This is a genomic window from Rathayibacter sp. AY1F6 (genome assembly GCF_002932035.1).
In the GTDB taxonomy this organism is placed as follows: Bacteria; Actinomycetota; Actinomycetes; order Actinomycetales; family Microbacteriaceae; genus Rathayibacter.
Genome location: NZ_PSVD01000001.1, coordinates 160,537 through 184,479 on the forward strand (window position 1 = coordinate 160,537; position 23,943 = coordinate 184,479).

Below are 23,943 nucleotides of genomic sequence, written 5' to 3' on the forward strand. Positions count from 1 at the left end.
TCAGACTCCTGCTCTCTCGCGGACCGGCTCCAGATCGGAGGGACTGGAGAGGGTGCCGCGCACGGCCGTGGCCGCGGCGACGAGGGGCGAGACGAGGTGGGTCTTCGCCCCCTTGCCCTGACGACCCTCGAAGTTGCGGTTGGACGTGGAGGCCACGCGCTCCCCCAGGACGAGCTGGTCGGTGTTCATCCCGAGGCACATCGAGCAGCCGGCGAAGCGCCACTCCGCGCCGAACGCGGTGACGATCCGGTCGATCCCCTCGGCCTCGGCCTCGAGCCGCACCCGGGCGGAGCCGGGGACGACCATCACGCGGACGCCGGGGGCCTTGGTGCGCCCCTCGACGACGGCAGCGAAGGCCCGCAGGTCCTCGATCCGCGAGTTGGTGCAGGAGCCCATGAAGACCACGTCGACCGGGATCTCCTTCATCGGCGTGCCGGGCTCCAGCGCCATGTACTCCAGCGCTCGCAGAGCGCTGGCGCGCTCGTTCGGATCGTCGAGAACGTCAGGGTCCGGTACCGCCTGCGAGAGCGAGACGCCCTGGCCGGGGTTCGTGCCCCAGGTGACGAACGGCTCGAGCGCGTCGGCGTCGATCACGACCTCGGCGTCGAACACGGCGCCCTCGTCGCTCGGCAGCGTCCGCCAGTAGGCGACCGCGGCGTCCCAGTCCTCGCCCGCCGGAGCGTGCGGGCGGCCGTGCAGGTAGGCGAAGGTCGTCTCGTCCGGCGCGACCATGCCGGCCCGCGCACCCGCCTCGATCGACATGTTGCAGATCGTCATCCGGCCCTCCATCGAGAGCGCGCGGATCGCGGAGCCGCGGTACTCGAGGATGTAGCCCTGGCCGCCGCCGGTGCCGATGCGCGCGATGACCGCGAGGATGATGTCCTTGGCCGTCACCCCCTCCTTCAGCGTGCCCTCGACCGTTATCGCCATCGTCTTGAAGGGTTGCAGCGGCAGCGTCTGCGTCGCCATCACGTGCTCGACCTCGCTCGTGCCGATGCCGAAGGCGATCGCGCCGAACGCGCCGTGCGTGGAGGTGTGCGAGTCGCCGCAGACCACCGTGACGCCGGGCATCGTCAGGCCCAACTGGGGGCCGACGACATGCACGATGCCCTGCTCGACGTCGCCCAGGGAGTGCAGGCGGACGCCGAACTCGCCGGCGTTGCGGCGCAGCGCGTCGATCTGGGTGCGGCTGATCGGATCCTCGATGGGGCGTCCGATCTCGAGGGTCGGCGTGTTGTGGTCCTCGGTGGCGATGGTGAGGTCCGGCCGGCGCAGCGGGCGCCCCGCGGCACGCAGGCCGTCGAACGGCTGCGGGCTGGTCACCTCGTGCAGCAGGTGCAGGTCGATGTACAGCAGGTCGGGAGCGCCGTTCTCGCCCGCGACGACGACGTGGTCGTCCCAGACCTTCTCGGCGAGGGTGCGCGGCTTCTCGGCTCTCCTGCCGGTCCCTGCTCCACTCGACGCGGGCGCGGCTGTGCCGGGTGTGGTCTCGATCATGACGGTTCCTTCTCCTCCTGGAGTCGCTGCTCGGCCGGGCGAGGCACCGCGACGAGGGAGGCCGTCAGTTCGAGGTCTCGTCGCGGCACGGAAGGAGGTGCGGGCCACTCAGCATGGACCGAGAATAGCACCGCGCTCCCCCGCCTCCCGGGCGGGCGCGGCACGGAGTCGCCCGGCTCAGGCGCGGGCGTCGAGCACGGCGTCGACGACGACGACGGTGACGTTGTCCCGTCCGCCGGCCTCGACCGCCGCACGCACGAGCGCCTGAGCGAGGTCGGCAGGGTCGCCGGAGTCGCGGCGGGCGAACAGGGCGGCGATCCGCTGGTCGGAGAGCTCCTTCGTCAGCCCGTCGGAGCAGAGCAGGTAGCTGGCGCGCGGCACGACGGGCAGCGTCCAGACGTCCGTCTCGACCTCCTCGTCGGCGCCGAGGGCGCGGGTGACGATGTTGCGGTCGGGATGCGACTCCGCCGACTCGGGGGTGAGCAGGCCGGCCGAGACGAGCTCCTGCACGGCGGAGTGGTCCACCGTCAGCTGCTGGAGTTCGGCACCGTCCCAGCGGTAGACGCGGGAGTCCCCGACGTTGAACAGCGCCCAGCGGGCCGGGCCCGCGGGCTCGGGGAGCACGAGCATCAGCCCGGTCAGCGTCGTGCCGCAGAGCGCACCGCCCACGTCGAGCGCGCGCACGGCCGTGTTGGCGCCCTCCACCAGGTCGAACACCGCGTCCACCGGACCCAGGCTCGTCGGCCGGTTCTCGCGCAGCGCCTCGACGGCGGCTGCGCTCGCGAGGTCCCCTCGTGCGTGCCCGCCCATCCCGTCCGCGACTGCCAGGAGCAGCTCGTCGGCGAGGAGGGCGTCCTCGTTGACGCGGCGGACGGCGCCGACGTCGGTGCTGCTGCTGACGGCGAGCCGCAGCGCCCCCTGGGGCAGGTCGACCGTGGTCGTCGTCATCGCGGGATCACTTCTCCTCGGCGGAGGACCGGGCGTCGTCCGCGACGACCTCGGGGTGCCCGTCGTGCAGCTGGATGTGGCGGTGCTCGCGGCGCATCTTCGCCAGGCTCGCCAGCGTCGCCACGGTCATGCTCAGCACGATGACCACGAGCGAGGTGATCGTGTCGATGTCCCACACCGGCACCGGCTCGCCCCCGTTGAGGAAGGGCAGGTCGTTCTCGTGCAGGGCGTGCAGGACGAGCTTCACGCCGATGAAGGCGAGGATGAACGCGATCCCGTACTTGAGGTACTCGAGCTTGTCGATCAGCCCGCCGAGCAGGAAGTAGAGCTGGCGGAGCCCCATCAGCGCGAAGACGTTCGCGGTGAACACGATGAAGGGGCTCTCGGTGATGCCGAAGATCGCCGGGATCGAGTCGAGCGCGAAGAGCAGGTCGGTCGAGCCGATCGCGAGGAAGACGATCAGCATCGGGGTGAAGTGGCGCGTGCCGTCGATCGTGGTGCGGATCCTGGAGCCGTCGAACGAGTCCGAGATCTTGACGCGGCGGCGCAGGAGCCGGATGAGCAGGTTGTCGGTGCCCTCGTCCTCGTCCTCCGCGCCGAACGCCTGGTTCCAGGCCGTGTAGACCAGGAACGCGCCGAAGAGGTAGAAGATCCAGCTGAAGCTCTCGATGAGCTGCGCGCCGAGCAGGATGAAGACGCCGCGGAAGACCAGCGCGATGATGATGCCCACCATCAGCACCTCCTGCTGGAGCTTCGCCGGCACCGCGAAGCGGCCCATGATGATGACGAAGACGAACAGGTTGTCGACCGAGAGGCTGTACTCGGTCAGCCAGCCTGCGACGAACTGGCCGGCCAGCTCGCCGCCGCCGAGGATCAGCATCAGCAGCGCGAACACGAGCGCCAGCGACACGTAGAAGCCGACCCACAGCCCCGACTCCTTCAGGCTCGGCACGTGCGGGCGCTTGTAGACCAGCAGCAGGTCGGCGGCGAGGATCAGGCTCAGGACGACGAACGAGCCGATCACGAACCAGACGGGCAGATCGAGCATGGGGGCCTTCCGAGTGGATGAGGGGCCGAAAGTCTCTCCCCGGGGAGCGGACGGCCGTGCCGGTCCGCGTCACCCGTCCCGCCCCGGCGCCGCGCAGGGGCGGTGCGTACTGACGGGAGCGGAAAGGCGGGATACTCCCCTTCGCGGATGCGATCCTAGCGCCGATCCGGCGGGATGCGGCCCCGGGGAGGCGGAGCGGGAACGAGGCGATCGGCGCGATGCGTCGAGCGGGTGCCGCGTGGCGAGCACCCGGTTGTTAAACGAGAAGAACCCCCGGTCAGACCGGGGGTTCTTCTCGTGTTGCCGTGGTGACCCCAGCGGGATTTGAACCCGCGTTACCGCCGTGAGAGGGCGACGTCCTAGGCCGCTAAACGATGGGGCCGCGTTTTTGCAACTCGAAGAGTGTTGCACACGGATCCGCATCGACGCAAATCGAGCGCCCGGCCCATCCGGTCTCCGCTCGGCCCCGGCCTTGCCCGCCGCCCGCCGAGGCGGTTGGCTCGGGGCATGAGACTGACGAAACTCGAGCACGCCGCCGTCCTGATCGAGGAGGACGGCGCCCGGCTGGTGATCGATCCGGGGTCCTTCACCCGGCCCGTCGAGGGGACGACCGACACCGTCGCCGTGGTGCTCACCCACGAGCACGCCGACCACTGGACCCCGGAGCAGCTGCAGCGCCTGCGCGACGCGGCCCCGTCGCTGCGGATCCTCGGCCCGGCCGGGGTCGCCGCCGCCGCCGAGGGCTTCGACGTCGAGACGGTCGCCGACGGCGATGTCGTGACGGTGGGCCCGTTCGAGCTGCGCTTCTTCGGCTCCCGTCACGCGGTGATCCACCGGAGCATCCCCGTCATCGACAACGTGGGCGTCCTCGTCAGCGGCCGCGTCTACTACGCCGGCGACTCCTTCACCGTCCCCGAGGGCGTCGACGTCGAGGTCCTCGCGGCCCCGTCGGGCGCGCCGTGGATGAAGATCGCCGAGGCGATGGACTACGTGCTCGAGATCGCGCCGCGGCACGCCTTCGCGACCCACGAGCAGGTCCTCTCGGAGGCGGGACGCGCGCTCGGCCACGACAGGCTCGGCTGGGCCGTGCGCGAGGGGGGCGGGGAGTACCACGCGCTCGAGCCCGGCGACGTGCTCGAGCTCTGACGCCGGGGACGACGACGGCCGGGTCGGGGGCGAGCCCCGGCCCGGCCGTCGTCGCGATCCGCTAGCGGATCAGTAGTACTCGCCCTGGCGGTAGTCCCAGGAGTTGAACTGCTCGGCGAGGTTCAGCATGATGCGCTCGTAGTCGAGCCCGCGGCGGATGAGCACGGGACCCGGGGTGATCGAGCGCTCGCCGCCCTGCACCGGGATGAGGGCGCCCGAGGCGTCCACCATCGAGACCATGACGCCCTGCTCGTGGCGGGAGTCCTCGTCCTTGTCCGGCTGGATCGAGGAGACGTAGGAGTCGGCCGAGACGATGACGTCGGCCTCGTTCTCGATCCGCTCGCCGATGTTCGCGACGCGGCCGCGGTTGCCCACGCCCGAGGGGTTGGCCGAGCTGGCGAAGGTGAGGGTGCGGTCGCGCTCCCACATGGTGGCGACCAGCTGCTCGGCCGGGCGGCCGAAGCGGATGACGAAGCAGCTGGTGCCCCGTCCGTCGCGGACCAGCTCGCGGGCGTCCTCGTCGATCAGGTCGACGGCCTCGGCCTTCCACGGGAGGATGCAGCCGAGCAGGACGTCCTGGTCCCAGTGCTTCTGGTAGAAGGCGAGGACCTCCTCGTTGAGCTCGGCGAGCTCGGTGAGCTGCTCGATGCTGGAGCAGAGCACGACGCCCGGCTTGTTGCGGTTGCGCTGCTTGGCCGAGAACTTGCGCTCGAGGCCCGCTCCGTCGGTCGTCATCAGGATGTAGCCGACCTTGGTCGCGCAGACGACCAGTCCACCGGGGGCGTAGAGCGCGTCCACCGCTTCCGCAGGAGCCTGCTCACGCCATTCGATCACCGTCGTGCTGGTCATTCTTTCCCTTTCGTGGTGTCCAGAGACGCCATGGGCGGGGCCCCGGCCGAGCGGAAGCCTAGCGGATCGCCTCCCGTCGTCCGCGGCGGTGATGCCGCGGACGGGCGCGCCGACGGGACGGCTCAGGCGAGGGCCGTGAGCGAGCCTCGCGCGAGCGTGTTGACGGTCAGATGGAAGCCGACCAGCGAGGCCGGAGTCGACTCGTCGACCGGCAGCGTCGGCACTCCGAGCGCGTGCACCGTGAAGAGGTAGCGGTGCGGGCGGTCACCGGGCGGCGGGGCCGCACCGGCGTAGGCGAGCGACCCGAGGTCGTTGAGCGCCGGGCGCCCCACTTCCGTCGAGCCGGCGGCCAGCTCGGTGACCTCCTTCGGGATGTCGACCAGGACCCAGTGGTGGATGCCGCCGAGGGTCGGCGCATCGGGGTCGAACACGGTCACGGCGTACGACTGCGTGCCCTCGGGGCCGGCGCTCCAGCGCAGGGACGGGCTGGTGTCGCCGCTCCCCTGGGCCTCGGCGAGCCGCTCGCCGTCGGTCACGTCGTCGCTGGACACCTCCAGGGGCGCCGTCGCGGGCAGGAAGTCGAGCGGGTGCGGGGGCGTGCTCCTGGTCAGATCGGTCATGTCGTTCTCCTTCTCTCTCAGTCGGTGACTCGGCCGCGGACGCCGTCGAGCCAGTAGTCGGAGTGGCGGTCCGCGGTCGCCGCGTCGCGGAACGAGTACGTCTTCAGCAGCCAGCGGAAGCGGGTCTTGTCGCGGTCCTGGACGTCGACGAGCTGACGGCTGTGCAGGCCGTCCTGGTTCGCGATGATCAGCAGGTCCGCGTCGCGGATCCGGTGGTACTGCTCGCTGACCTTCGAGAGCGCATCGCGGAACTGCCAGAGCGCCCACAGGTGCGGCAGGTCGTCCGGGTCGGCCGGCACCGTCCGGGTGTCGTAGTAGCGGAAGCTGTGCTCGTTCTCGAGCAGAGCGTGCTGGTCCGACACGATCTGGTTCTTGTTCTGGGCGCGCGAGAGCTCGTCGAACGGGGTGATGTAGACCGCCTCGCGCAGGAGCGCCTGGTTCTCGGGTGAGATGAAGCGCAGGATCTCGCGGCCGTCGACGTACTTCGTGTAGACGAGGTCGGTCTCGGGCGTGCGCAGTCCCAGGAGCGAGATGAAGTCGGCGCGCACCGGGTGCGCGGTCCGCTCGTTGTGCCAGTACAGCTCGCCGTCGGTCTTCTGCGTCTGGGTGTTCGAGAAGCGGTTGTCGGCGTAGACGTCCTGGAAGAAGTCGCCGTTGTTGCGGGTGGCGTACGCGAGCAGCGGCGAGCCGAGGTACTGCGACTGCAGCTCGAGCAGGCCCTCGCCGACGAACGTCAGCTTCTTGCGGTACTTGTCCTCGAGCGCGTCGTCCTGGTCGAGCCAGGGGATCTCGTCGTCGACCGGGTTGTTCGAGATCAGGTGCGCGTAGGTGATCTTCTCGTCGCGCTCGCGCCGGATGCGGGCGAGCGCGTCGACGAAGCCCTGCGGGACGTCGCCGCTGTCGATCAGCGCGGCGATCGCGTCGCGGAAGCGGTCGTAGTCCTTGTAGGGGTCGATGGCGACCGCCAGCAGCGACTGCTGGAGGGTCGATCTGTCGGAATCGGAGAACGTGTAGATGGGCTGCATTGCTTCACTCCTTGCACGTGGATGAGGGACGCCGCCGGCGGGCTCGTCCCGGACTTCCTCTGTCACTCCGCTTCCGCGTTGACGGCCCTCCTCTCCTGTCGTCGCATCGAGACGGCCCCGATCGTCTGCGCGAGGACCGCGAGGACGACGAGGACGATGAGGGTCGGCGCGGTCCCTCCCGTGAGGGGGACGAGTATCCCGGCGCCGACGAGCAGGACGGCCTGGAGGATCCCCTGGTTGCGCTCCAGTCCGCGCATCACCGCGACCCGGGCGCCGTCCTCGAGCCCGTTCATCGCCGGCGCCAGGGCGATCATCGTCGCGGGCCGCACGAAGCCGCCCGCGATCCCGAGCAGGGCCAGGCCGGCGATCGCGGCGCCGAGCACCCCGAGGGTGGTCAGGGCGAGGCCCAGCACCTGGGTGAGCGCCGTCAGCCGGAAGACCAGGGGCGTGCCGGCGATGAGCGGCGAGAGCCGGGCGGCGGCCAGGCCGGCGAGCGTGTAGAGGCCGAGCACCAGGCCGAACGCGGGCAGCGTCAGACGCAGCTCCTGGAACAGCAGCAGCGGGATCACGAAGGTGTAAGCGGCGAGCAGGACGGCGCGGTTCACGGAGTAGTAGAGGGACCAGAAGCGCACCGCGGCGGGCAGGACGGCCGGCCGCACGGCGCGCGCCGCCACTCCCGAGGCGGCGCTCGCGCCGAGCGGCAGGCGGGCAAGGAGCACCACGGCCAGCGCGGCGCACGACACGAGCGCGCTGAGGAGGAACGGCAGCCGGTCCCAGAGCGCGAGCGAGGCGGCCCCGAGCACTCCCGCGCCGAAGGAGGCGAGGAACATTCCGCTCTGCACCCGCGTCTCCTGGCGGCGAGCATCGGCTCCGGCGCGCAGCGAGGAGGCCAGCGCGGCGTCCCGCCCGGCCGTCAGCGAGAAGCCGCAGCCGGCGAGCAGCTGGCTGATCACGACGGCGACCGGATCCGCGTCCAGCACGATCACGACGAGGCCCAGTGCCTTCACGCCCTCGCCGACGACGAGCGCGCCCGCCGAGGACAGGCGGCGTGTGAGCGGCGAGAGCGGGCCGTCGGCGAGCGCCGCCACCACTCCGTAGAGCGCCAGCAGCAGCGCCACGGCCAGGATCGGGTAGCCCCGCGCCAGCAGGAACACCGCGACCACGGGCAGGTGGAAGTAGGCGCGCGAGACGATCCGGTAGACCGTGATCAGCCCGGCGGCGCTGCGGCCGCGCGGGGCGTCCCCGCGCCCGAGGTCAGACAAGGGAGGGCACGACGACGCGCAGTGCGTCGGCGCCCACGTCGCCCTGACGGACGATCGACGCGCCGCCCACGAGGGAGACGATCGTGCTGCTCATCGTGGAGTCGGGGGCGGTGGTGCTGCGGATCAGGTAGTCGCTGTCGCCGCCGAGGTGCTCCGCGGCGAGGTCGAAGTCGACGAGTCCGGTCGACACCGTGCCGCTGATGTTGGCGGAGGTGGCCGCGAGCGGCAGGCCCGCGAATATCGAGAGCAGGTTGATCGGGGCGCTGAGGTTGTGCACGACCGACACCGTGTCCTGGCCCGAGGTGACCCAGTCCGGGACGACGGGCTTGCGGCGCAGGATGACGTTCAGCGGCCCCGGCCAGAACGCTGCGACGAGCGCGTCCATGTCGGCCGTCTCCGGGGCGAAGGCCCAGGTCGCCCAGTCGCGGGGCGCGGAGACGAAGAGGGTGAGCGGCTTCGCGCCGTCCCGCTTCTTCATGTCGTAGAGGCGGAAGCAGGCGCTGCGCGAGAAGGGGCTGGCGAACACGCCGTAGTTCGTGTCGGTCTGCGCGATGACGGTCGCGCCCTCGCGGAGCTCCTGCCCGACGCGCCGGAGCTCGTCGAGATCGGTCGCGTCGATGATCTGTGCCGTCATGGGTAGTGCTCCTGCTGCGCTCGGGCGCGTCCGGGCGGGGCCGGATCGCGTCGCTGTCGTGTGGCCCGCTGACGGCGGCGCCCCACGGAGGGCGCCTGGCGGGTCGGACGGCGGAGGCCGTCCGGATGCGGGTGACCACGGAGGAGAGATGCGGCTGCGTCCTCCCCCCGAGGACGTCTGCCCGGTGAAAGTAGCACCGTGCGCATCCGGCCCGCGTGTTCGCGATGCTGCATGACGAAAGAAGTCGTCGACGTCGGGGAGCAGGGTCGGGGATCGGTATGTTCCGCTGACGCGCCGCATCTCCGCGGCGTTCTCCCGGCTCCGCGGATCCGCGCGATCGTCCGTCTGGCGGCGCACCACGGCCGGGGCTGGACGGCTCGCGGCGACCCGGTCTCCGTGCCCTCCCGCTCCTCGACAGAAGGACCGCCCATGACCGACTACTGGCCCGTGCTCCTCATCCTGCTCACGATCGTGGCCGTCGTGGTCCTGATCGTCGTGCTGAAGGTCGAGCCGGTGATCGCCCTCCTCGTCTCGGCCCTCGGGCTCGGCCTCGTCTCGGGGCAGGGCGGCGAGGGGACGGTGACCGCGATGACGTCCGGATTCGGCGCGGTCCTCGGCGACATCGGCCTGCTGATCGCGCTCGGCCTGCTGCTCGGATCGCTCCTGGAGGCGCTGGGCGTGGCCCCGCTGCTCGCCCGCTGGCTCGTGAAGCGCTTCGGTCGGCGCGCGCTCCCGGTCGCCTACGCGCTGACCCTGGGCGTCGCCTTCCCCTCGATCTACTCCGACGTGCTGGTCGTGATGAGCGCACCGCTGACTCGTCTGGCCTCGCGGGGGCTCGGTGCCGGTGGCTACGGGCTGCTGGCCGGCTCCTCCATCGTCGGGATGATCGTGGGCGTGGTCTTCGTCGTCCCCGGAGCCGCCGCGCTGGCCACGGCAGGCATCGCGGGCGCTCCCCTGCCGTCGATGGTCGCCATCGGCGCCCCGCTGGGCATCGTCACCATCGTGCTGACCGTGCTGGTGTACAGCGCCCTGGTGAAGCGCGGCGGCTGGCGGGACGAGCGCGACCTCGAGGGCGGGGCGGTCCCGGGGCCCGCTCTCGAGCCCGAGGCGGGCGCGGCCACGGGAGGCACGGCGCTCGCGACGCGGCGGGTGCCGCTCGCGCTGGCCGTCGCTCCGATCGCCCTCACCATCGTGCTGATCGCCGCGAACTCGCTCACCCAGCTGGCCGAGCTCGACGTCCCCCTCCTGCGGTTCCTCGGCGACGCGCACATCGCGCTGCTGGCCGGCTTGGTGCTGGCCTACGCGACGGCACTGCGGACGCTCCCGAAGGGCGCCGTGGCCACGGCACTGGGCGGAGCACTGACCCGCAGCGGCCCGATCGTCGTCCTGACCGGGGTCAGCGGCAGCCTCGCCGCCGTGGTCGGAGGAACCGGGGTCGGCGACGCGCTCGCCGGCGCCTTCGACGGGCGGGCCCTCTCGCCGATCCTGCTCACCTGGGTCGTCGCGGCCGTGCTGCACGCGGCGATCGGCTCGGTCTCGACGGCCGCGATCACCGCGGTCGGCATCGTCGCCCCGCTGATCCCCGTGCTCGACGTGAACCCGGCGCTGATCGCCCTGGCCGCCGGCTCCGGCGCGCTCTTCCTCGGGATGGTCAACGCCAACGCGTTCTGGCTCTTCAAGTCCGTGCTCGGCCTCACCGTGCGGGGCACGTTCACCGCCTACTCGCTGACGCTCTCGATCGCCTCGGTGATCTCGCTGCTGGCGCTGCTGGTGGCGGGAACGTTCGTCTGAGCGTCGGCCGGCCCCCACGAGGCCACGCTCGCGAGGTCGGCGCCGAACTCGACCCGGAGGCGCACGGGCGCGCCCCCGCGCAGCACGCCCGGCAGCCAAAGGCGGGCGTCATCCCACATCCGCTCGAACGGCACCTCCTCGACCGGGACGAAGGCGGCGGCGAGCTCGCTCGACTCGGTGACCTCGCCGGTGACGCGGCGGCAGAGGAAGACGTGCGAGCGCTGGCTCCAGGCCGGCCGGTGCGGGAAGGAGTAGTCGAGCACGCCGCGCGGCTCCAGATCGGCCGCTCGGGCGACGAGCCCGGCCTCCTCCTGCAGTTCGCGGACGGCGGCGGCGACGGGCGACTCGCCGGGCTCGAGCCTGCCGCCGGGAGCGACCACGCGCCCCTCGCCGAGGCCGCGGCGCTTCCGGCCGAGCAGCACCTCCGCGCCCCGCGGGCCCTCGCGGAGGACGTAGACGACGCACACCTCGGGCAGTCCCACCGCGCACCTCCGCTCGCCGGGGCCGGGAGCCCGGCACCGCCGTCGTAGGCTAGCCCGGTGACGACGACCGCGCTCGAGCGCTTCCAAGCCCTGCTGCGCGTCGAGACGGTGTCCCACTCGGACGAGACGGCCACCGATTGGAGCCGCTTCGAGGCGTTCCGCACGCTCGTCGCCGAGCTCTACCCGGCACTGCACGCGGCCCTGGACTTCGAGACAGTCGCCGGGCACTCGCTCCTCTGGCGCTGGCGCGGCGAGGAGCCGGGCGAGCCGGCCGTCCTGATGGCGCACTACGACGTGGTCAGTGTCACTGCCGCGGAGTGGTCGCACGCCCCCTTCGCGGCCGAGACGGTCGTCGGAGCCGACGGGCGCACCTCCGTGGTGGGCCGCGGCGCCCTCGACGACAAGGGCTCGCTCGTCGCCCTCCTCGAAGCGGTCGAGGCGGCCGTGCTGCGGGGCGAGCGGCCCCGCAACGACGTCTACCTGCTCTCCACCCACAACGAGGAGACGGCGGGCGACGGCGCCCCCTCGGTCGTCGCCCTGCTGGGCGCGCGCGGGGTGCGGCCCCGCCTGGTGCTCGACGAGGGCGGGAACGTGCGGCGCGGCATCCTGCCCGGAGTCACGACCCCCCTCGCCGTGATCGGGGTCACCGAGCGCGGGATCATGAACCTCGAGCTGACCTGCCGCGACGCCGGCGGCCACGCGTCCGCCCCGCCGCCCCCGCCCGGCCTGCTGGCGACCCAGCGGCTCGCCCGGGCGATCCACCGCCTCACCGAGAACCCGTTCCCCTCCACCCTCCCCGAGCCGATCGCCGAGCTGGTGCGCGCCGCCGCCGACCACGCGGACGCAGCCCACGCCGTCTGGTACAGCCGGCCCCACGAGCATCCGGACGCCGTCATCGGCGCGCTCGCCGCCCACTCCAACCGCTCGGCCGCGATGCTGCGGACGACCGTCGCGATCACCGAGCTGCGCGGCAGCACCGGCGCGAACGTCCTCGCCTCCAGCGCCAGCGCGACGGCGAACGTGCGGATCAACCCCGGAGGCACGGTGGCGGGCGTGGTCGAGCGCATCCGCGCCGTGATCGACGACCCCGAGGTCGAGGTCGAGGTGAAGGTCGCCCACGAGCCCTCCCCCGTCTCGCCCACCGGCGAGCGCGGCGACGGCGGACCCTACGACCTGCTCCGCGCGGTCGTGCAGGAGTCGTTCTCGGAGGCGGTCGTCGCTCCGTACGTGCAGACCGGCGGCAGCGACGCGCGGCACTTCCACGCGATCAGCGACCACGTCTACCGCTTCATCCCGTTCGAGATCAGCCCGCGTCAGCAGCTCGGGATCCACGGGGTCGACGAGTCGGTCGAGGCCGACCAGTTCGAGCGCGCCATCGAGTTCTACGCGCGGCTGCTCGCCCGACTCTGATCGCGGCGATCCTCCGGGGTCCGGGAGGACCGCGCAGCGACCGGCAACCTGGGAGAACCGTTCGATGACGCGCCGACCGGTGTTGGCCCGGAGTTCACCCCGCGATGATGGACTGATCGCAGCGGGGTCGCCTCCGCTGGAGCAGTGCGCAAGTGCCGACGCCGGGTCGCGTGATCCGGCTCCCGCCGATCGTGGAACCCGAGGATCATGTCCCTCCGCCAGGCCGAGTACCCCCGGCCCAACCACTTCATCCTTCACCTGAGCGACACCCACTTCATCGCCGGAGACGGCGGCCTGTACGGCTCCGACGTCGACAGCGAGGCCCAGCTGCGGCTCCTGTTCGACGAGCTGGAGGCGTCCGGCGGACGTCCGGAGGCGATCGTCGTCACCGGCGACCTGGCCGACAAGGGCGAGCCGGAGGCGTACGCGAAGCTGCGCGCCGTCGTCGAGCCCGCGGCCGCACGCCTCGGCGCCGAGGTGATCTGGGTGATGGGCAACCACGACGACCGCGGCGCGTTCCGCTCGGGGCTGCTCGACCAGCTCCCGACCACGCAGCCGGTCGACCGCGTGCACGACGTGAACGGGCTGCGGATCATCGCGCTGGACTCCACCGTGCCCGGCGCCCACTACGGGGAGATCTCGGACGCGCAGCTCGACTGGCTGGCGGAGGAGCTCTCCAGCCCGGCCCCGCACGGCACGATCCTCGCGCTGCACCACCCGCCGGTGCCGAGCGTGCTCGACCTGTCGGTCCTCGTGGAGCTGCGCGACCAGCCCGCCCTCGCGGAGGTGCTCGAGGGCTCCGACGTCCGCAGCATCATCGCGGGCCACCTGCACTACTCGTCGACGGCGATGTTCGCCGGCATCCCGGTCTCGGTCGCGTCGGCCACCTGCTACACCCAGGACCTCAACGTGCCGGTGGGAGCGACCCGCGCCCGCAACGGCGCCCAGGCGTTCAACCTGATCCACGTCTACGACGGCACGGTGCTGCACTCGGTGGTGCCGATCGGCGCCTCGACCGAGGTGTCCTACGTCTCGGCGAACGAGACGCAGCGGATCCTCGCGGACCACGGCGTCGAGATCGCCGCGGCGACGGCGGCCCCGGTCGCCCGGGACGAGGAGCTCTACCCGCCGCTCGTGGAGCGGGTGGGCGTCAGCGCGTAGCGACGCGACGGGGCGTCGGGGTCGCCCTGACGCCTCCGGGCGCCGCGTCGACCGCGTCCTCGGACACGGCCGGCGGTATCAGCGCCCGCCGGCGCGGTCCCGCGCGAACAGCCATCCGGCGAACGCCAGCGCCGCGGCCAGCGCGACGCCCACGCCGACGCCCGCTCCCACTCCGATGCCCGGGAACACGAGCGAGCTCGCCAGGCCGAGAAGCAGCCCGGCCACCGCTCCCCCGACGGCCCAGCCCACGGTCAGACCTCGCGCTCCCACGGAGCCGGGATCGGGTAGTACTCCTCGAGGAACCCGATGACGGCCTTGGTGCGCGCCTCCGCCGAGATCTCGGGGAAGCTGCCGTCGTTGAGGCAGAAGAAGTCGACTCCGCGGTTCTTGAGGAGCTTGCGCATGTCCTTCAGCCCCTGGTGCATCGTCGTGTCGACGTACTTCACCGAGGCGTTCTCCTGCACGACCGCGCGCCCGGTCATCAGCGCGTAGTAGTGGTAGAGCGAGTTGGTGACGGAGACGTCGCTCGCGGAGCGGAAGCGGCTCGCGGCGGTCGCGGTGAACTCCGGCTCGAACTCGGCCTCGAGCTCGGCCATCACGGTCTTGCGGAGCGGCGTGGCGGCGTGCTCGAGGTGACGGGTCGTCATCGCGCCGAAGCGCTCGCGGAGCAGGCGCCGGTTGACGCGGGCCGCGTTCTCGAAGCCGCTGCGGGAGGCGTTGGAGTCGCCCATGCCGATGCGCGTCGTCGCCTCGATGAACTTCGTGATGCCCCCGGGCGAGAAGAAGATCGACGGATCGACCGGGCGCCCGAAGAACATGTCGTCGTTGGAGTAGAGGAAGTGCTCCGCCAGCCCCGGGATGCGGTGCAGCTGGCTCTCGACCGCGTGGGAGTTGTGCGTCGGCAGTACCGAGAGGTCGCGGAAGTGGTCCTCGCTGCGAACGAGGGTGACGTCCGGGTGCTCGTCCAGCCAGCGCGGGCGCGGGGAGTCGGTGACGATGTAGATGTGCCGGATCCACGGCGCGTACATGTAGACGCTGCGCAGGGCGTACTTGAGCTCGTCGATCTGACGGAAGCGCGCCGGAGCGTCGTCGCCCTCGCCCACCACGTAGCTCGCCATGCGGGCCGCACGGGCGCGCTGGAACTCCAGGTCGGTGCCGTCGACCCACGAGAAGACGATGTCGACCTCGAAGCGGATGTCGCTGACGAGCGGCTCGAACATGCCCTCGAACGTCGGCCAGGTGCGGCCGTACGCCTCGACGTGGGCGTCGATGGCTTCGGCGACGGGGAGGCTGTTGCGCATGAGCGCGTTCTCGGCGGGAGTGATGATCTCCTCCTCGCCCACCTTCCACAGCTCGAGGCGGACGCCGCTGCGGGCGCCGTAGCGCAGCGATCCCGTGGAGGAGACGCGCGGGCGGAAGAGCTTGAAGACGGAGGCGCGCGGATACGGCGCGAGCACGCCCTCGGCCAGGAGCTGCGGCGGGGTGCCCCGCTTGTCGACCGTCTTGGCGTAGAAGGGCTCGGTCGCGAAGGCGCGCGCCAGCAGCGTCGCCAGCTCGGCGCCGAGCACGCGGTCCACCGCGAGGAAGGGCGAGCCGTCGGTGCCGCGGATGAGGCGGTAGGGGAATTCGGCGGCGTCGAGGACCTCGCCGATGGCGATCAGATCCTCGGTCCAGGCCGCACGGGGCGTCGTACTCGAGTTCACCAGCGAGAACAGGCCGGCATGGACCACGACGTCGTCGCGGTCGAAGTGGCGCGGGCGCAGGAGCGGTGACGGAAGAGCACGGACGGAAGGCATGATTCACATTATCCGCCGTGGATTTCGTCCGTGTGACCGGGCCGTCGGCTTGACAGCGACCGCGGGGCCGCACGGTCAGCGCGAGAGCGACCCCAGACGGTCCCCCGCCTTCTCCGCGGCCTTCGCGGCCCGCCTGGCGCGGTGCCGCTCCTCGGCGGCGACGACCCCCAGCGCGAAGGCTCCCTCCCCGCTGCGATCGGCCTCCTCCAGGATCAGCGCACGGGCGGCGAGCGCGTCGCGCTCCTCCCCCAGGGCGTCGGCGAGGTCCTCTCCCGCCTCGGCGAGCGAGCGGCGCCGGGCGCCGACGGCCTCGGGGACGACCGCCCGCCACGCCTCCACGGTGTAGCGGAGCCGCTTCGCCGCCTTCCGCAGGTCGTGACGAGCCTCGAGCGAGCCGCCGGCCGCTGCGGAGCCCGCCGCGGAGATGCGCGCGAGGTCCTTCGCGACGGAGCGGCGCACCAGCGCCGTCGCGCTCGAGCCCGCCCGCGCGGTGCGGGGCGGATCCGCGAGCAGGGCGTCGAGCGAGGCGAGGAGCGCGAGGTAGCGGCCGCCGCGCAGAGTGCGGTCGACGCGGCGCAGCGCCGAGGCGTGCCGGTGCTCGATCTCCTCCAGCAGGGCGGTGGGGGTGCTCGGGGCGCCCTCGACGGCCGCCAGGGAGGTGCGGAACCGCTCGGCGAGCACCTCCTGGTCGCGGGCCGCGCCGAGGACCCCTCCCAGCCAGCGCAGCTCGTCCCGCACGGGGTCGGTCGCCGCACGGTCGAGCACGGAGCGGGAGGCGGCGAGGACGGACCGGAGCCGGCGCGCGAGCACGCGCATCCGGTGCAGGGCGTCGTCGGCCTCGAGGCGCACCCGCGGGTCGACGGCGCGCAGCTCGCGCAGGAGCGAGCGGACCGCGGCGAGCGCCGCCTCCCCGCCGTTCCGCGGATCCGTGACCGCCTCCTCGATCGGGCCGCCGGTGGCCCGGGCGAGCTTGGAGGCGCTGGCGGCCGGGCGGGCGCCCGCGGCGAGGAGGCGCTGCTCGATCGCGTCGAGGACCCGCTCGCCCTCGTCGCCCGGGACGTCGACGAGCTCGACCTCCCACTCCCTCCAGCGCCGCTCGCGGCCGGTGCGCTGGTCGCGCGCGGTCACCAGGTCGTCGGCGATCTCGGCGAGCTCCCGCCCGTGGGAGTCGAGGGCGCGGGTGATCGAGCGGACCGTCTCGAGCAGCGCCAGCGGCTCGAGCGGCGCGCGCCCCACCTGCCCGAGCACCGGCTCGCGGACGGCGGACGGGACCGTGCGCGAGGCCGTGAGCTCCGCGTGTATCTCGGTCCGGCCGGAGGAGCCGGGCAGCTTGACGTGCCAGCCCTGGTCGGATCCGCCCTCGCGGCGGCGCAGCGTGATCCGCGCCCGGGACAGAGTGCGCTCGGCGGTGTCGAAGTACTCGGCGTGGAGGGTCACCGGCTCCTCGGTGCGGACGCTCGCGACGCTCCCGGTGCCGGTCAGGTCGGGCAGCCGGGTGCCCGCGTCGACGTCGTACTTGCGCTCGACCTCGGTCTGCACTCTCCGCGCACCGCCCGCCCGGGACGTCGCCGACTCGTTCTCCGCACCGCTGGCCATGCTCCATTGTGATCACGCCCGGCGCCGCTGCGGCACCCCGGGCGGCCAGGGGCGCCCTCGCCCTAGGCTGGAGCGATGACCGCGCCCGTTCCGCCCGTCGCCCGCCGCGTCCCCCTCGAGCGCCGCCACCACGGCGACGTGGTGGTCGACCACTACGAGTGGCTGCGCGAGAAGGAGAGCCCCGAGGTGATCGCGCACCTCGAGGCCGAGAACGCGTACACCGAGGCGGTGCTGGCTCCTCTCGCCCCGCTGCGCGAGCGCCTGTTCGAGGAGATCCGCTCGCGGACGAAGGAGACCGACCTCTCGGTCCCCGTCCGGGAGGGCTCCTGGTGGTACTTCTCGCGCTCCTACGAGGGCCGCCAGTACGCCGTGCACTGCCGGGCGCCGATCAGCGGGCCGGACGACTGGACGCCGCCGTCGATCGCCGAGGGCGGCCCGCTCGAGGGCGAGCAGGTCGTCCTGGACGGCAACGCGGAGGCGGAGGGACACGACTTCTTCTCGCTCGGCAGCTTCGACGTCTCGGCGGACGGCCGACGGCTGCTCTTCGGCACCGACGTCGAGGGCGACGAGCGCTACACCCTCCGCATCCGCGACCTCGAGACCGGCGAGGACCTGCCGGACGTCATCGAGGGGACCGGCGGCGGAGCGACCTTCGGCGCGGACGCGCGCTTCGTCTTCTACCCGACCGTCGACGAGTCCTGGCGCCCCGACACGATCTGGCGGCACGAGGTCGGCGCCGGGACTCCGGACGAGGTCGTCTTCGCCGAGCCCGACGAGCGCTACTGGATCGGCGTGGGCCTCACCCGCAGCCGCCGCTTCCTCGTCATCGAGATCGGGAGCAAGATCACGAGCGAGTGCCTGCTGCTGGACGCGTCCGACCCGACCGGCTCCTTCCGCTCGGTGTGGCCGCGCCGCGAGGGCGTGGAGTACGAGGTCGAGCACGCCGTCGTCGACGGGCGCGACCGCCTGCTGATCGTGCACAACGACGGCGCCCTCGACTTCGAGATCGTCGAGGAGCCGGCCGACCTGTCGCTCGACGCCGACGCCCGGGCCCGCGAGCGCCGCGTGGTGGTGCCGCACCGCGAGGGTCGCCGGATCGAGGGCGTCGACGCCTTCGCCGGGCACGTCGTCGTCTCGTACCGCGCCGACGGAGCCACCCGGCTCGGGCTGCTCCGCGAGGACGGCGCCGGAGCGCGGCTCGAGGAGATCGTCTTCGACGAGCCGCTCTACGACGCGGGCCTGGCGGGGAACCCGGAGTGGGAGCAGCCCTCCCTCCGCCTCGCCTACACCTCGTTCGTCACCCCCTCGACCGTGCTCGCGCTCGACGTCGCGACGGGCGAGCGCACGGTGCTCAAGCAGCAGCCGGTGCTCGGCGACTACGACCCCGCGCTGTACGTGCAGAGGAGGGAGTGGGCCGTGGCGGAGGACGGCACGCGGGTGCCCCTCTCGCTCGTCTGGCGCCGCGACGCCGCCGATCCGGACTCGGCCCCCGCGCCGCTCCTCCTCTACGGCTACGGCTCGTACGAGGCGAGCATCGACCCGGGCTTCTCGATCGCGCGCCTCTCGCTGCTCGACCGCGGCGTCGTCTTCGCCGTCGCGCACGTCCGCGGCGGCGGGGAGATGGGCCGCTCCTGGTACGAGAACGGGAAGACGCTGGCGAAGCGGACGACCTTCACCGACTTCGTCTCCGCGGCGCGGCACCTGGTCGACGCGGGCTTCACCACTCCGGACCGCCTGGTCGCGCAGGGAGGGTCGGCCGGCGGCCTGCTGATGGGCGCGGTCGCGAACCTCGCCCCGGAGGCGTTCGCCGGCGTCCTCGCGCAGGTCCCGTTCGTCGACGCGCTCACCTCGATCCTCGACCCGTCGCTCCCGCTCACGGTGATCGAGTGGGACGAGTGGGGCGACCCGCTGCACGACGCCGAGGTCTACGCCTACATGAAGTCGTACTCGCCCTACGAGAACGTCCGCGAGGACGTGCAGTACCCCCGGATCCTCGCGACGACGAGCCTCAACGACACCCGGGTGCTCTACGTGGAGCCGGCGAAGTGGGTGGCCAGGCTCCGCGAGGTCGGCGCTCCCGCGCTGCTGCGCACCGAGATGACCGCGGGACACGGCGGGGTGAGCGGACGCTACGAGCGCTGGCGCGAGATCGCGTTCGAGTACGCCTGGACGCTGGACGTGCTCGAGCTGGCCTGAGCGCCCCGCCGCAAGCCCCTCCGCCCGTCGTCCGCGGCCAGTAGGGTTCGGGGTGCCGACGGAGGGAAGAGCATGAGCGCAGGCCTGTCGATCGACCGCATCGCCGCATGGGTGGCGGACCAGAGGTGGTACGCGAGCAAGGGGCGGCGCCCCGAGCTGGAGGTCCGCGGCGCCTGGTCGCTGCACCCCGGAGAGGCGGAGGTGGTGGACCACCTCTTCATCGACCGGGCAGGCACGAGCCCGGTGCTGTACCAGGTGCCGGTGACCGTCCACGCGGCTCCGGTGCCCGGGCTCGAGGACGCCCTCGTCTACTCCGACGACTCGCACTACGTGTACGACGCTCCGCGCGACCCGGTGTTCGCCCGCGCCCTGCTCGGGATGATCGCCGACGGTGGCCGCTCCGACGAGGACGGCGCCCAGGGCGGCGCCCGCGCCGAGGGCCACCGGCAGCCGGGTGCCGCGATCGGGGCGTTCGCGTCCTCGAAGGTGCTCAGCGGCGAGCAGTCGAACACCTCGGTAATCGTCCGCACCACCGCCGACGACGGATCCGACGCGACCCCGGTGATCGTCAAGGTCTTCCGCGCCCTCCACCACGGCGACAACCCGGACGTGACGGTGCAGTCGGCGCTCAACGCCGCCGGGAGCGCCCTCGTCCCGCCCGTGATCGGCAACGTGACCGGCGAGTGGGACGACGAGGGCGAGGAGACGGGCCGCGCCTTCGGGCACCTCGCCTTCGCGCAGGAGTTCCTCCCCGGGGTCCAGGACGCGTGGCGCGTCGCCCTCGAGGCGGTCGCCGCCGACTCCGACTTCACCGGACCCGCCCGCGAGCTGGGCCGCGCCACCGCCGAGGTGCACGCGACGCTGGCGGAGGTCATGCCGACCGAGGACACCACGTCCGAGGTCGTCGAGCGGATGGTCGCGGCCATGCGCCGTCGCCTGCGCATCGCCTCGGCAGAGGTCCCCGTGATCGCCGAGGACTCGGAGGCGATCGAGGCCGTGTTCCGCGCCGCCGAGACCGCGCCGTGGCCGAGGCTCCAGCGCATCCACGGCGACTACCACCTCGGGCAGGTCCTGTCCGTGCCCGATCGCGGCTGGGTGCTCCTCGACTTCGAGGGCGAGCCGCTGCGGCCCATGCACGAGCGCCGTCTTCCCGACGTGGCCCTTCGCGACGTGGCGGGGATGCTGCGCTCCTTCGACTACGCGGCGGGTGCGCACGAGCAGGCCGAGCCGGGCGCCTCGAGGGCGGCGTGGGCGGCGGCGAGCCGTGCCGCGTTCCTCGAGGGCTACGCCGAGCAAGCGGGCGACGCGGTCACCGCGCACCGGGCGGTGCTCGACGCGTTCGAGCTCGACAAGGCCGTCTACGAGGCGATCTACGAGGCGCGCAACCGGCCGGAGTGGCTGTCGATCCCGGTCGCCGCGGTGCAGCGCCTCGCCGGACGCTCGTAGGGTGGCAGGCATGAGCGACGATACCGACGACAAGAAGCCCCTGGACCCGCTGAGCGACTTCAGCATCCCGGGCGACACCGATCTGCACACGACCGGCGACGCCTCGGGCGCGGACGGCGACGAGGTCGCGGAGCCCGGAGCGGACGAGGACTGAGCCGCCTGCTCCGCGGGGCCTGCCTCGGCCGTCGGCTCCGCTGAGCCGGCGGCCGTCCTAGCCCAGCGGGGCGAGCGGCTCGACCGCCGGCCCCTCCAGCACCGTCCCGTCGGCTGCGAAGCGGGAGCCGTGCAGCGGGCAGTCCCAGCTGCGCTCCGAGTCGTTCCAGGTGACGATCCCGCCCAGGTGCGGGCACACCGCCGACACCGCGCAGCGCCGCCCCTCCACGGTGGAGACCGCGACGGGCTGCAGGCCGTCGCGGGCGAGCGAGCCCTGGCCCTCCGCCGGCACCACCCCGGCCGAGCGGGGCGCGCGGAGCGCTGTCGACCACCCGCGGGCGTACCAGGCGCCCACCGCCAGCCCGGCGCCGAGCCCCTCCGCCATCACCCGCGGCAGCGTGGGCCGGCGGTGCAGCGTCCTCGCCCAGGCCGGCGTCCCGCCCTCGAGGTCGGCGACGAGCGTCAGCGCGGCCTGCACCGCGTTGGTCATCCCCCACTTGTCGTAGCCGGTCGCCAGGAAGATCCGTCCGCGGCCCCGCGGCAGCCAGCCCACGAACGGCACACGGTGGAACGGCTCGTAGTCCTGGGCGCTCCACTGCACGACCGGCTCCGCCCCCGGGAAGGACCGCCGCGTCCAGGCGACCAGGTCGTCCACCGCCTCCGAGGTGACGGGCCTGCGCCCCACGGGGTGGCCGTTGCCGCCGATCAGGAGGAGCCGCTCGCCGTCGCGCTCGGCGTCGCGCACCGAGCGGGACGGCTCGTCGACCGAGAGGTACATGCCGTCGGGGATCGGCACGTCGGTGCGGAACGCGACCGCGTACGAGCGCAGCGCGGCGATCTTGGCGAAGTACAGGCCGCGGTCGAGGATCGGCGTCCCCGTGAGCAGGTAGGCCCGGTCCCCGGTCACCGGGCCCGCGCTGGTGCGGACCCGGACGGGAGCGGTCGCTCGCATCCCGAGGGCCCGGACGCCCTGCACCAGGGTGCCCCCGGCGGCGCGGAAGTCGGCGGCGAGCGCCGTGAGGACGTCCATCGGGTCGAACTGGGCCTGGTCGTCGAGGGCGACGGCCGCCGTGCTGGGGAACGGCACGTCGAGCTCGCCGACGAGGCGGGTCGCGAGGCCGAAGCGGCGCGCGGTCGCGTGCTCCTTCAGGACGGCGTCCACGCCCTCGGGCGTCTGCGCGTAGCTGTAGGCGGTGCGCCTCTGCACCGGCACGCCCGCGCCCTCGCAGTAGTCGAGCAGCCAGCGGAAGCCCGCGAGGTTCGCCGCGACGTAGGCCTCGGTCACCGCGGGGATGTTGCGCTCCGAGATCCGGGAGAGGTGCGCTCCCTGCAGGAGGCTGAGCTTCGCCGTCGTGTTCCCGGTCGTGACGGCGCCGACCTCCCGCGCCTCCAGCACCAGCACGCGCCGGCCGGTCCGCTGCAGGAGGAGCGCGGTGACCAGCCCGGTGAGCCCGGCGCCGACCACGACGTCGTCGTAGTGCGCGCCCGGCACGAACTCGTCGGAGGGGATCGGAGCCGCGCCCGCCCGCCAGAGGGAGCGGGGCCGCGGGGCCGTCGTGGTCGTGTCCTCCGGAGTCATCGGGAGTCCCTCCGTTCAGGGGCCGGACGGCCCGCGAGCGACGCTACGCGGAGCCTCCGGGACCGTCACGGTGTTGACACGTCGCGGGACGCGGGCTCAGAGCCAGCCCCACCGCTTGAAGAGCCGGTGCAGCACCACGCTCGAGGCGAGCATCGCCGCGAGCGCCGCCGGGTACCCCCACGCCACGTGCAGCTCGGGCATCACGTCGAAGTTCATGCCGTAGATGCTCGAGATCATGGTCGGCGCGAAGAAGATGGCCGCCCAGGCGGAGATCCGCTTGACCTCGTCGTTCTGCTGGTTGCCCACCTCCGCGAGCTTCTTCATGTCCTCGTTCTGGCGCTGGGCGACGAGGGTCGCGTTCACCGCCAGGATCTCCCGCAGCGTGGTGCGGAAGCCGTCGACCCGCTCGGTGACGAGCGCGACGTGGTCGGCGACGTCGCGGATGTAGCGGCGCAGCTCCACATCCGACTGGAACACCTCGAAGTCGGTGACGAGCCGCCCGAGCATGCCGGTCAGCGGAGCGACCGCACGCTGGAAGTCCAGCACCTCCTGGCTGAGCTCGTAGATGCGTCGGGACACCGCCGGGTCGCCCTCGAAGACCTGCGCCTCGATCTCGTCGATGTCGTTCTCGAGACCGGCGACGACGGGCGAGTACTGATCCACGACGGCGTCGAGGATCGCGTACAGCACGGCGACCGGGCCGACGCGCAGCAGCTCCGGATCGGCCTCCATCCGCCGCCGCACCAGCGAGAGGTCGGGCTTCTCGGAGTGGCGGACCGTGACGACGAAGTTCGACCCCACGAACAGGTGGAGCTCGCCGAAGTCGACCTCCTCGCGCTGGTCGGAGTAGCTGGCGGCGCGCAGCACCACGAACATGTCGCTGCCGTACCGCTCGAGCTTGGGCCTCTGGTGCGCGCTGATCGCGTCCTCGAGGGCGAGCGGGTGCATCGAGAACTCGTCCTCGAGCGCGGCGAGCTCGGCCGCGTTCGGCCGGTACAGCCCGATCCACGCCATCGCGTCGGGCAGCTTCTGCAGGGCGGCGAGCGCCTCCGGGATGCTGCCGGGTGAGACGACCCGGCGGCCGTCCTGGTAGATCGCGTTGTCGACCGTGCTGGTGCGGGCCGGCTCGTCGTCCGGGCGCAGACGCTGGATGGGAGCGGTGTCCTCGGCGGCGGCGCGGGTGCGCGAGCCCAGACCCAGGATCGTCGCGGGGACGCGGGGCAGCTTCACGACCATCTCCTCTGCTCGACCGACGCCCTATTGTGCACCTCCCGGTGAACGGGAGGTGTCCGCTGCGCCGCCGG

The 23,943-nt window shown here is 72.6% G+C and carries 21 protein-coding genes and 1 tRNA gene; 7 read left to right on the plus strand and 15 right to left on the minus strand.

Translation table 11 applies throughout. The annotated features are described in order from the left end of the window. The 4 genes from leuC to C5C44_RS00775 all read right to left on the minus strand — a co-directional run bounded on the left by leuC (position 1) and on the right by C5C44_RS00775 (position 3,875). Positions 1-1,497, minus strand: a complete 1,497-nt coding sequence (gene leuC / locus C5C44_RS00760) for a 3-isopropylmalate dehydratase large subunit (protein ID WP_104223088.1) — start codon at positions 1,495-1,497, stop codon at positions 1-3. Between the two features lie 177 nt (positions 1,498-1,674). Continuing rightward, on the minus strand, positions 1,675-2,445 hold the full coding sequence (locus C5C44_RS00765) for a PP2C family serine/threonine-protein phosphatase (protein ID WP_104223087.1): 771 nt from the start codon (positions 2,443-2,445) through the stop codon (positions 1,675-1,677). Positions 2,446-2,452: 7 nt separating this feature from the next. Beyond that, the gene (locus C5C44_RS00770) at positions 2,453-3,493 is read right to left on the minus strand and encodes a TerC family protein (protein ID WP_104223086.1); all 1,041 of its coding nucleotides are present in this window, start codon (positions 3,491-3,493) and stop codon (positions 2,453-2,455) included. Positions 3,494-3,799: 306 nt separating this feature from the next. Beyond that, positions 3,800-3,875 (minus strand) — tRNA-Glu (locus tag C5C44_RS00775). A 125-nt stretch (positions 3,876-4,000) separates the two neighbouring features. On the opposite strand from C5C44_RS00775, the gene C5C44_RS00780 reads away from it, so the two are divergent. Then, positions 4,001-4,639: an MBL fold metallo-hydrolase gene (locus C5C44_RS00780; protein ID WP_104335084.1), complete on the plus strand. Its 639-nt coding sequence runs from the start codon at positions 4,001-4,003 to the stop codon at positions 4,637-4,639. 69 nt (positions 4,640-4,708) lie between these two features. On the opposite strand, the gene C5C44_RS00785 is transcribed toward C5C44_RS00780, so the two are convergent. From C5C44_RS00785 to C5C44_RS00805, 5 genes are all read right to left on the minus strand, one after another. Further along, positions 4,709-5,488 (minus strand): L-threonylcarbamoyladenylate synthase, encoded by a 780-nt coding sequence (locus C5C44_RS00785; protein ID WP_104223084.1) that lies wholly within the window; start codon positions 5,486-5,488, stop codon positions 4,709-4,711. Positions 5,489-5,610: 122 nt separating this feature from the next. Then, positions 5,611-6,108, minus strand: a complete 498-nt coding sequence (locus C5C44_RS00790; protein ID WP_104223083.1) for a YbhB/YbcL family Raf kinase inhibitor-like protein — start codon at positions 6,106-6,108, stop codon at positions 5,611-5,613. Positions 6,109-6,125: 17 nt separating this feature from the next. Continuing rightward, on the minus strand, positions 6,126-7,133 hold the full coding sequence (locus tag C5C44_RS00795) for a TauD/TfdA family dioxygenase (protein WP_104223082.1): 1,008 nt from the start codon (positions 7,131-7,133) through the stop codon (positions 6,126-6,128). 62 nt (positions 7,134-7,195) lie between these two features. Next, entirely contained in the window at positions 7,196-8,395 is a 1,200-nt protein-coding gene (locus C5C44_RS00800; RefSeq protein WP_104223081.1) for a hypothetical protein, read from the minus strand. Next, positions 8,388-9,029 (minus strand): L-threonylcarbamoyladenylate synthase, encoded by a 642-nt coding sequence (locus C5C44_RS00805; RefSeq protein ID WP_104225616.1) that lies wholly within the window; start codon positions 9,027-9,029, stop codon positions 8,388-8,390. The genes C5C44_RS00800 and C5C44_RS00805 overlap by 8 nt, the downstream gene beginning before the upstream one ends. Before the next feature lie 429 nt (positions 9,030-9,458). Between C5C44_RS00805 and C5C44_RS00810 the strand changes: the two genes are divergently transcribed. Further along, complete coding sequence (locus C5C44_RS00810; protein WP_181028702.1) at positions 9,459-10,820, plus strand: GntP family permease; 1,362 nt, start codon at positions 9,459-9,461, stop codon at positions 10,818-10,820. Here C5C44_RS00810 and C5C44_RS16840 read toward each other — a convergent pair. Beyond that, a complete protein-coding gene (locus C5C44_RS16840; protein ID WP_181132643.1) occupies positions 10,748-11,302 on the minus strand; it encodes an 8-oxo-dGTP diphosphatase in 555 nt (184 codons plus the stop codon). The two genes, C5C44_RS00810 and C5C44_RS16840, sit on opposite strands and share 73 nt — an antisense overlap. Before the next feature lie 57 nt (positions 11,303-11,359). Here C5C44_RS16840 and C5C44_RS00820 point away from each other — a divergent pair, with 57 nt between their 5' ends. Both C5C44_RS00820 and C5C44_RS00825 read left to right on the plus strand, forming a co-directional pair. Then, entirely contained in the window at positions 11,360-12,712 is a 1,353-nt protein-coding gene (locus tag C5C44_RS00820; protein WP_181132645.1) for a M20/M25/M40 family metallo-hydrolase, read from the plus strand. 207 nt (positions 12,713-12,919) lie between these two features. Then, entirely contained in the window at positions 12,920-13,873 is a 954-nt protein-coding gene (locus C5C44_RS00825) for a phosphodiesterase (RefSeq protein ID WP_104225613.1), read from the plus strand. 78 nt (positions 13,874-13,951) lie between these two features. Here C5C44_RS00825 and C5C44_RS00830 read toward each other — a convergent pair whose 3' ends face one another. The 3 genes from C5C44_RS00830 to C5C44_RS00840 all read right to left on the minus strand — a co-directional run bounded on the left by C5C44_RS00830 (position 13,952) and on the right by C5C44_RS00840 (position 17,265). After that, on the minus strand, positions 13,952-14,143 hold the full coding sequence (locus C5C44_RS00830) for a hypothetical protein (RefSeq protein WP_104237889.1): 192 nt from the start codon (positions 14,141-14,143) through the stop codon (positions 13,952-13,954). Further along, a complete protein-coding gene (locus C5C44_RS00835; protein WP_104225612.1) occupies positions 14,125-15,669 on the minus strand; it encodes a stealth family protein in 1,545 nt (514 codons plus the stop codon). Before C5C44_RS00835 ends, C5C44_RS00830 begins: the two co-directional genes overlap by 19 nt. A 75-nt stretch (positions 15,670-15,744) precedes the next feature. Further along, the gene (locus tag C5C44_RS00840) at positions 15,745-17,265 is read right to left on the minus strand and encodes a CYTH and CHAD domain-containing protein (protein WP_104335087.1); all 1,521 of its coding nucleotides are present in this window, start codon (positions 17,263-17,265) and stop codon (positions 15,745-15,747) included. A gap of 75 nt (positions 17,266-17,340) precedes the next feature. Here C5C44_RS00840 and C5C44_RS00845 point away from each other — a divergent pair, with 75 nt between their 5' ends. The 3 genes from C5C44_RS00845 to C5C44_RS16845 all read left to right on the plus strand — a co-directional run bounded on the left by C5C44_RS00845 (position 17,341) and on the right by C5C44_RS16845 (position 21,061). Continuing rightward, a complete protein-coding gene (locus C5C44_RS00845; RefSeq protein WP_104309734.1) occupies positions 17,341-19,461 on the plus strand; it encodes a S9 family peptidase in 2,121 nt (706 codons plus the stop codon). Positions 19,462-19,533: 72 nt separating this feature from the next. Further along, the gene (locus C5C44_RS00850) at positions 19,534-20,907 is read left to right on the plus strand and encodes a phosphotransferase (RefSeq protein ID WP_104223072.1); all 1,374 of its coding nucleotides are present in this window, start codon (positions 19,534-19,536) and stop codon (positions 20,905-20,907) included. Positions 20,908-20,917: 10 nt separating this feature from the next. After that, complete coding sequence (locus C5C44_RS16845; RefSeq protein WP_159914626.1) at positions 20,918-21,061, plus strand: hypothetical protein; 144 nt, start codon at positions 20,918-20,920, stop codon at positions 21,059-21,061. A 57-nt stretch (positions 21,062-21,118) separates the two neighbouring features. Here C5C44_RS16845 and C5C44_RS00855 read toward each other — a convergent pair whose 3' ends face one another. Next, on the minus strand, positions 21,119-22,639 hold the full coding sequence (locus tag C5C44_RS00855; protein ID WP_104335088.1) for an FAD-dependent oxidoreductase: 1,521 nt from the start codon (positions 22,637-22,639) through the stop codon (positions 21,119-21,121). Positions 22,640-22,735: 96 nt separating this feature from the next. After that, positions 22,736-23,875 (minus strand): magnesium and cobalt transport protein CorA, encoded by a 1,140-nt coding sequence (locus C5C44_RS00860; protein ID WP_104223070.1) that lies wholly within the window; start codon positions 23,873-23,875, stop codon positions 22,736-22,738. Between the last annotated feature and the right edge of the window lie 68 nt (positions 23,876-23,943).

Coding starts and splice junctions, on each gene's coding strand:
- C5C44_RS00835 (WP_104225612.1), bottom strand. CDS start 15,669: ATGCCTTCCGTCCGTGCTCTTCCGTCACCGCTCCTGCGCCCGCGCCAC.
- C5C44_RS00805 (WP_104225616.1), bottom strand. CDS start 9,029: ATGACGGCACAGATCATCGACGCGACCGATCTCGACGAGCTCCGGCGC.
- C5C44_RS00810 (WP_181028702.1), top strand. CDS start 9,459: ATGACCGACTACTGGCCCGTGCTCCTCATCCTGCTCACGATCGTGGCC.
- C5C44_RS00785 (WP_104223084.1), bottom strand. CDS start 5,488: ATGACCAGCACGACGGTGATCGAATGGCGTGAGCAGGCTCCTGCGGAA.
- C5C44_RS00765 (WP_104223087.1), bottom strand. CDS start 2,445: ATGACGACGACCACGGTCGACCTGCCCCAGGGGGCGCTGCGGCTCGCC.
- C5C44_RS00855 (WP_104335088.1), bottom strand. CDS start 22,639: ATGACTCCGGAGGACACGACCACGACGGCCCCGCGGCCCCGCTCCCTC.
- C5C44_RS00795 (WP_104223082.1), bottom strand. CDS start 7,133: ATGCAGCCCATCTACACGTTCTCCGATTCCGACAGATCGACCCTCCAG.
- C5C44_RS00860 (WP_104223070.1), bottom strand. CDS start 23,875: ATGGTCGTGAAGCTGCCCCGCGTCCCCGCGACGATCCTGGGTCTGGGC.
- C5C44_RS00845 (WP_104309734.1), top strand. CDS start 17,341: ATGACCGCGCCCGTTCCGCCCGTCGCCCGCCGCGTCCCCCTCGAGCGC.
- leuC (WP_104223088.1), bottom strand. CDS start 1,497: ATGATCGAGACCACACCCGGCACAGCCGCGCCCGCGTCGAGTGGAGCA.
- C5C44_RS00790 (WP_104223083.1), bottom strand. CDS start 6,108: ATGACCGATCTGACCAGGAGCACGCCCCCGCACCCGCTCGACTTCCTG.
- C5C44_RS00840 (WP_104335087.1), bottom strand. CDS start 17,265: ATGGCCAGCGGTGCGGAGAACGAGTCGGCGACGTCCCGGGCGGGCGGT.
- C5C44_RS00850 (WP_104223072.1), top strand. CDS start 19,534: ATGAGCGCAGGCCTGTCGATCGACCGCATCGCCGCATGGGTGGCGGAC.
- C5C44_RS00770 (WP_104223086.1), bottom strand. CDS start 3,493: ATGCTCGATCTGCCCGTCTGGTTCGTGATCGGCTCGTTCGTCGTCCTG.
- C5C44_RS00825 (WP_104225613.1), top strand. CDS start 12,920: ATGTCCCTCCGCCAGGCCGAGTACCCCCGGCCCAACCACTTCATCCTT.
- C5C44_RS00780 (WP_104335084.1), top strand. CDS start 4,001: ATGAGACTGACGAAACTCGAGCACGCCGCCGTCCTGATCGAGGAGGAC.
- C5C44_RS16845 (WP_159914626.1), top strand. CDS start 20,918: ATGAGCGACGATACCGACGACAAGAAGCCCCTGGACCCGCTGAGCGAC.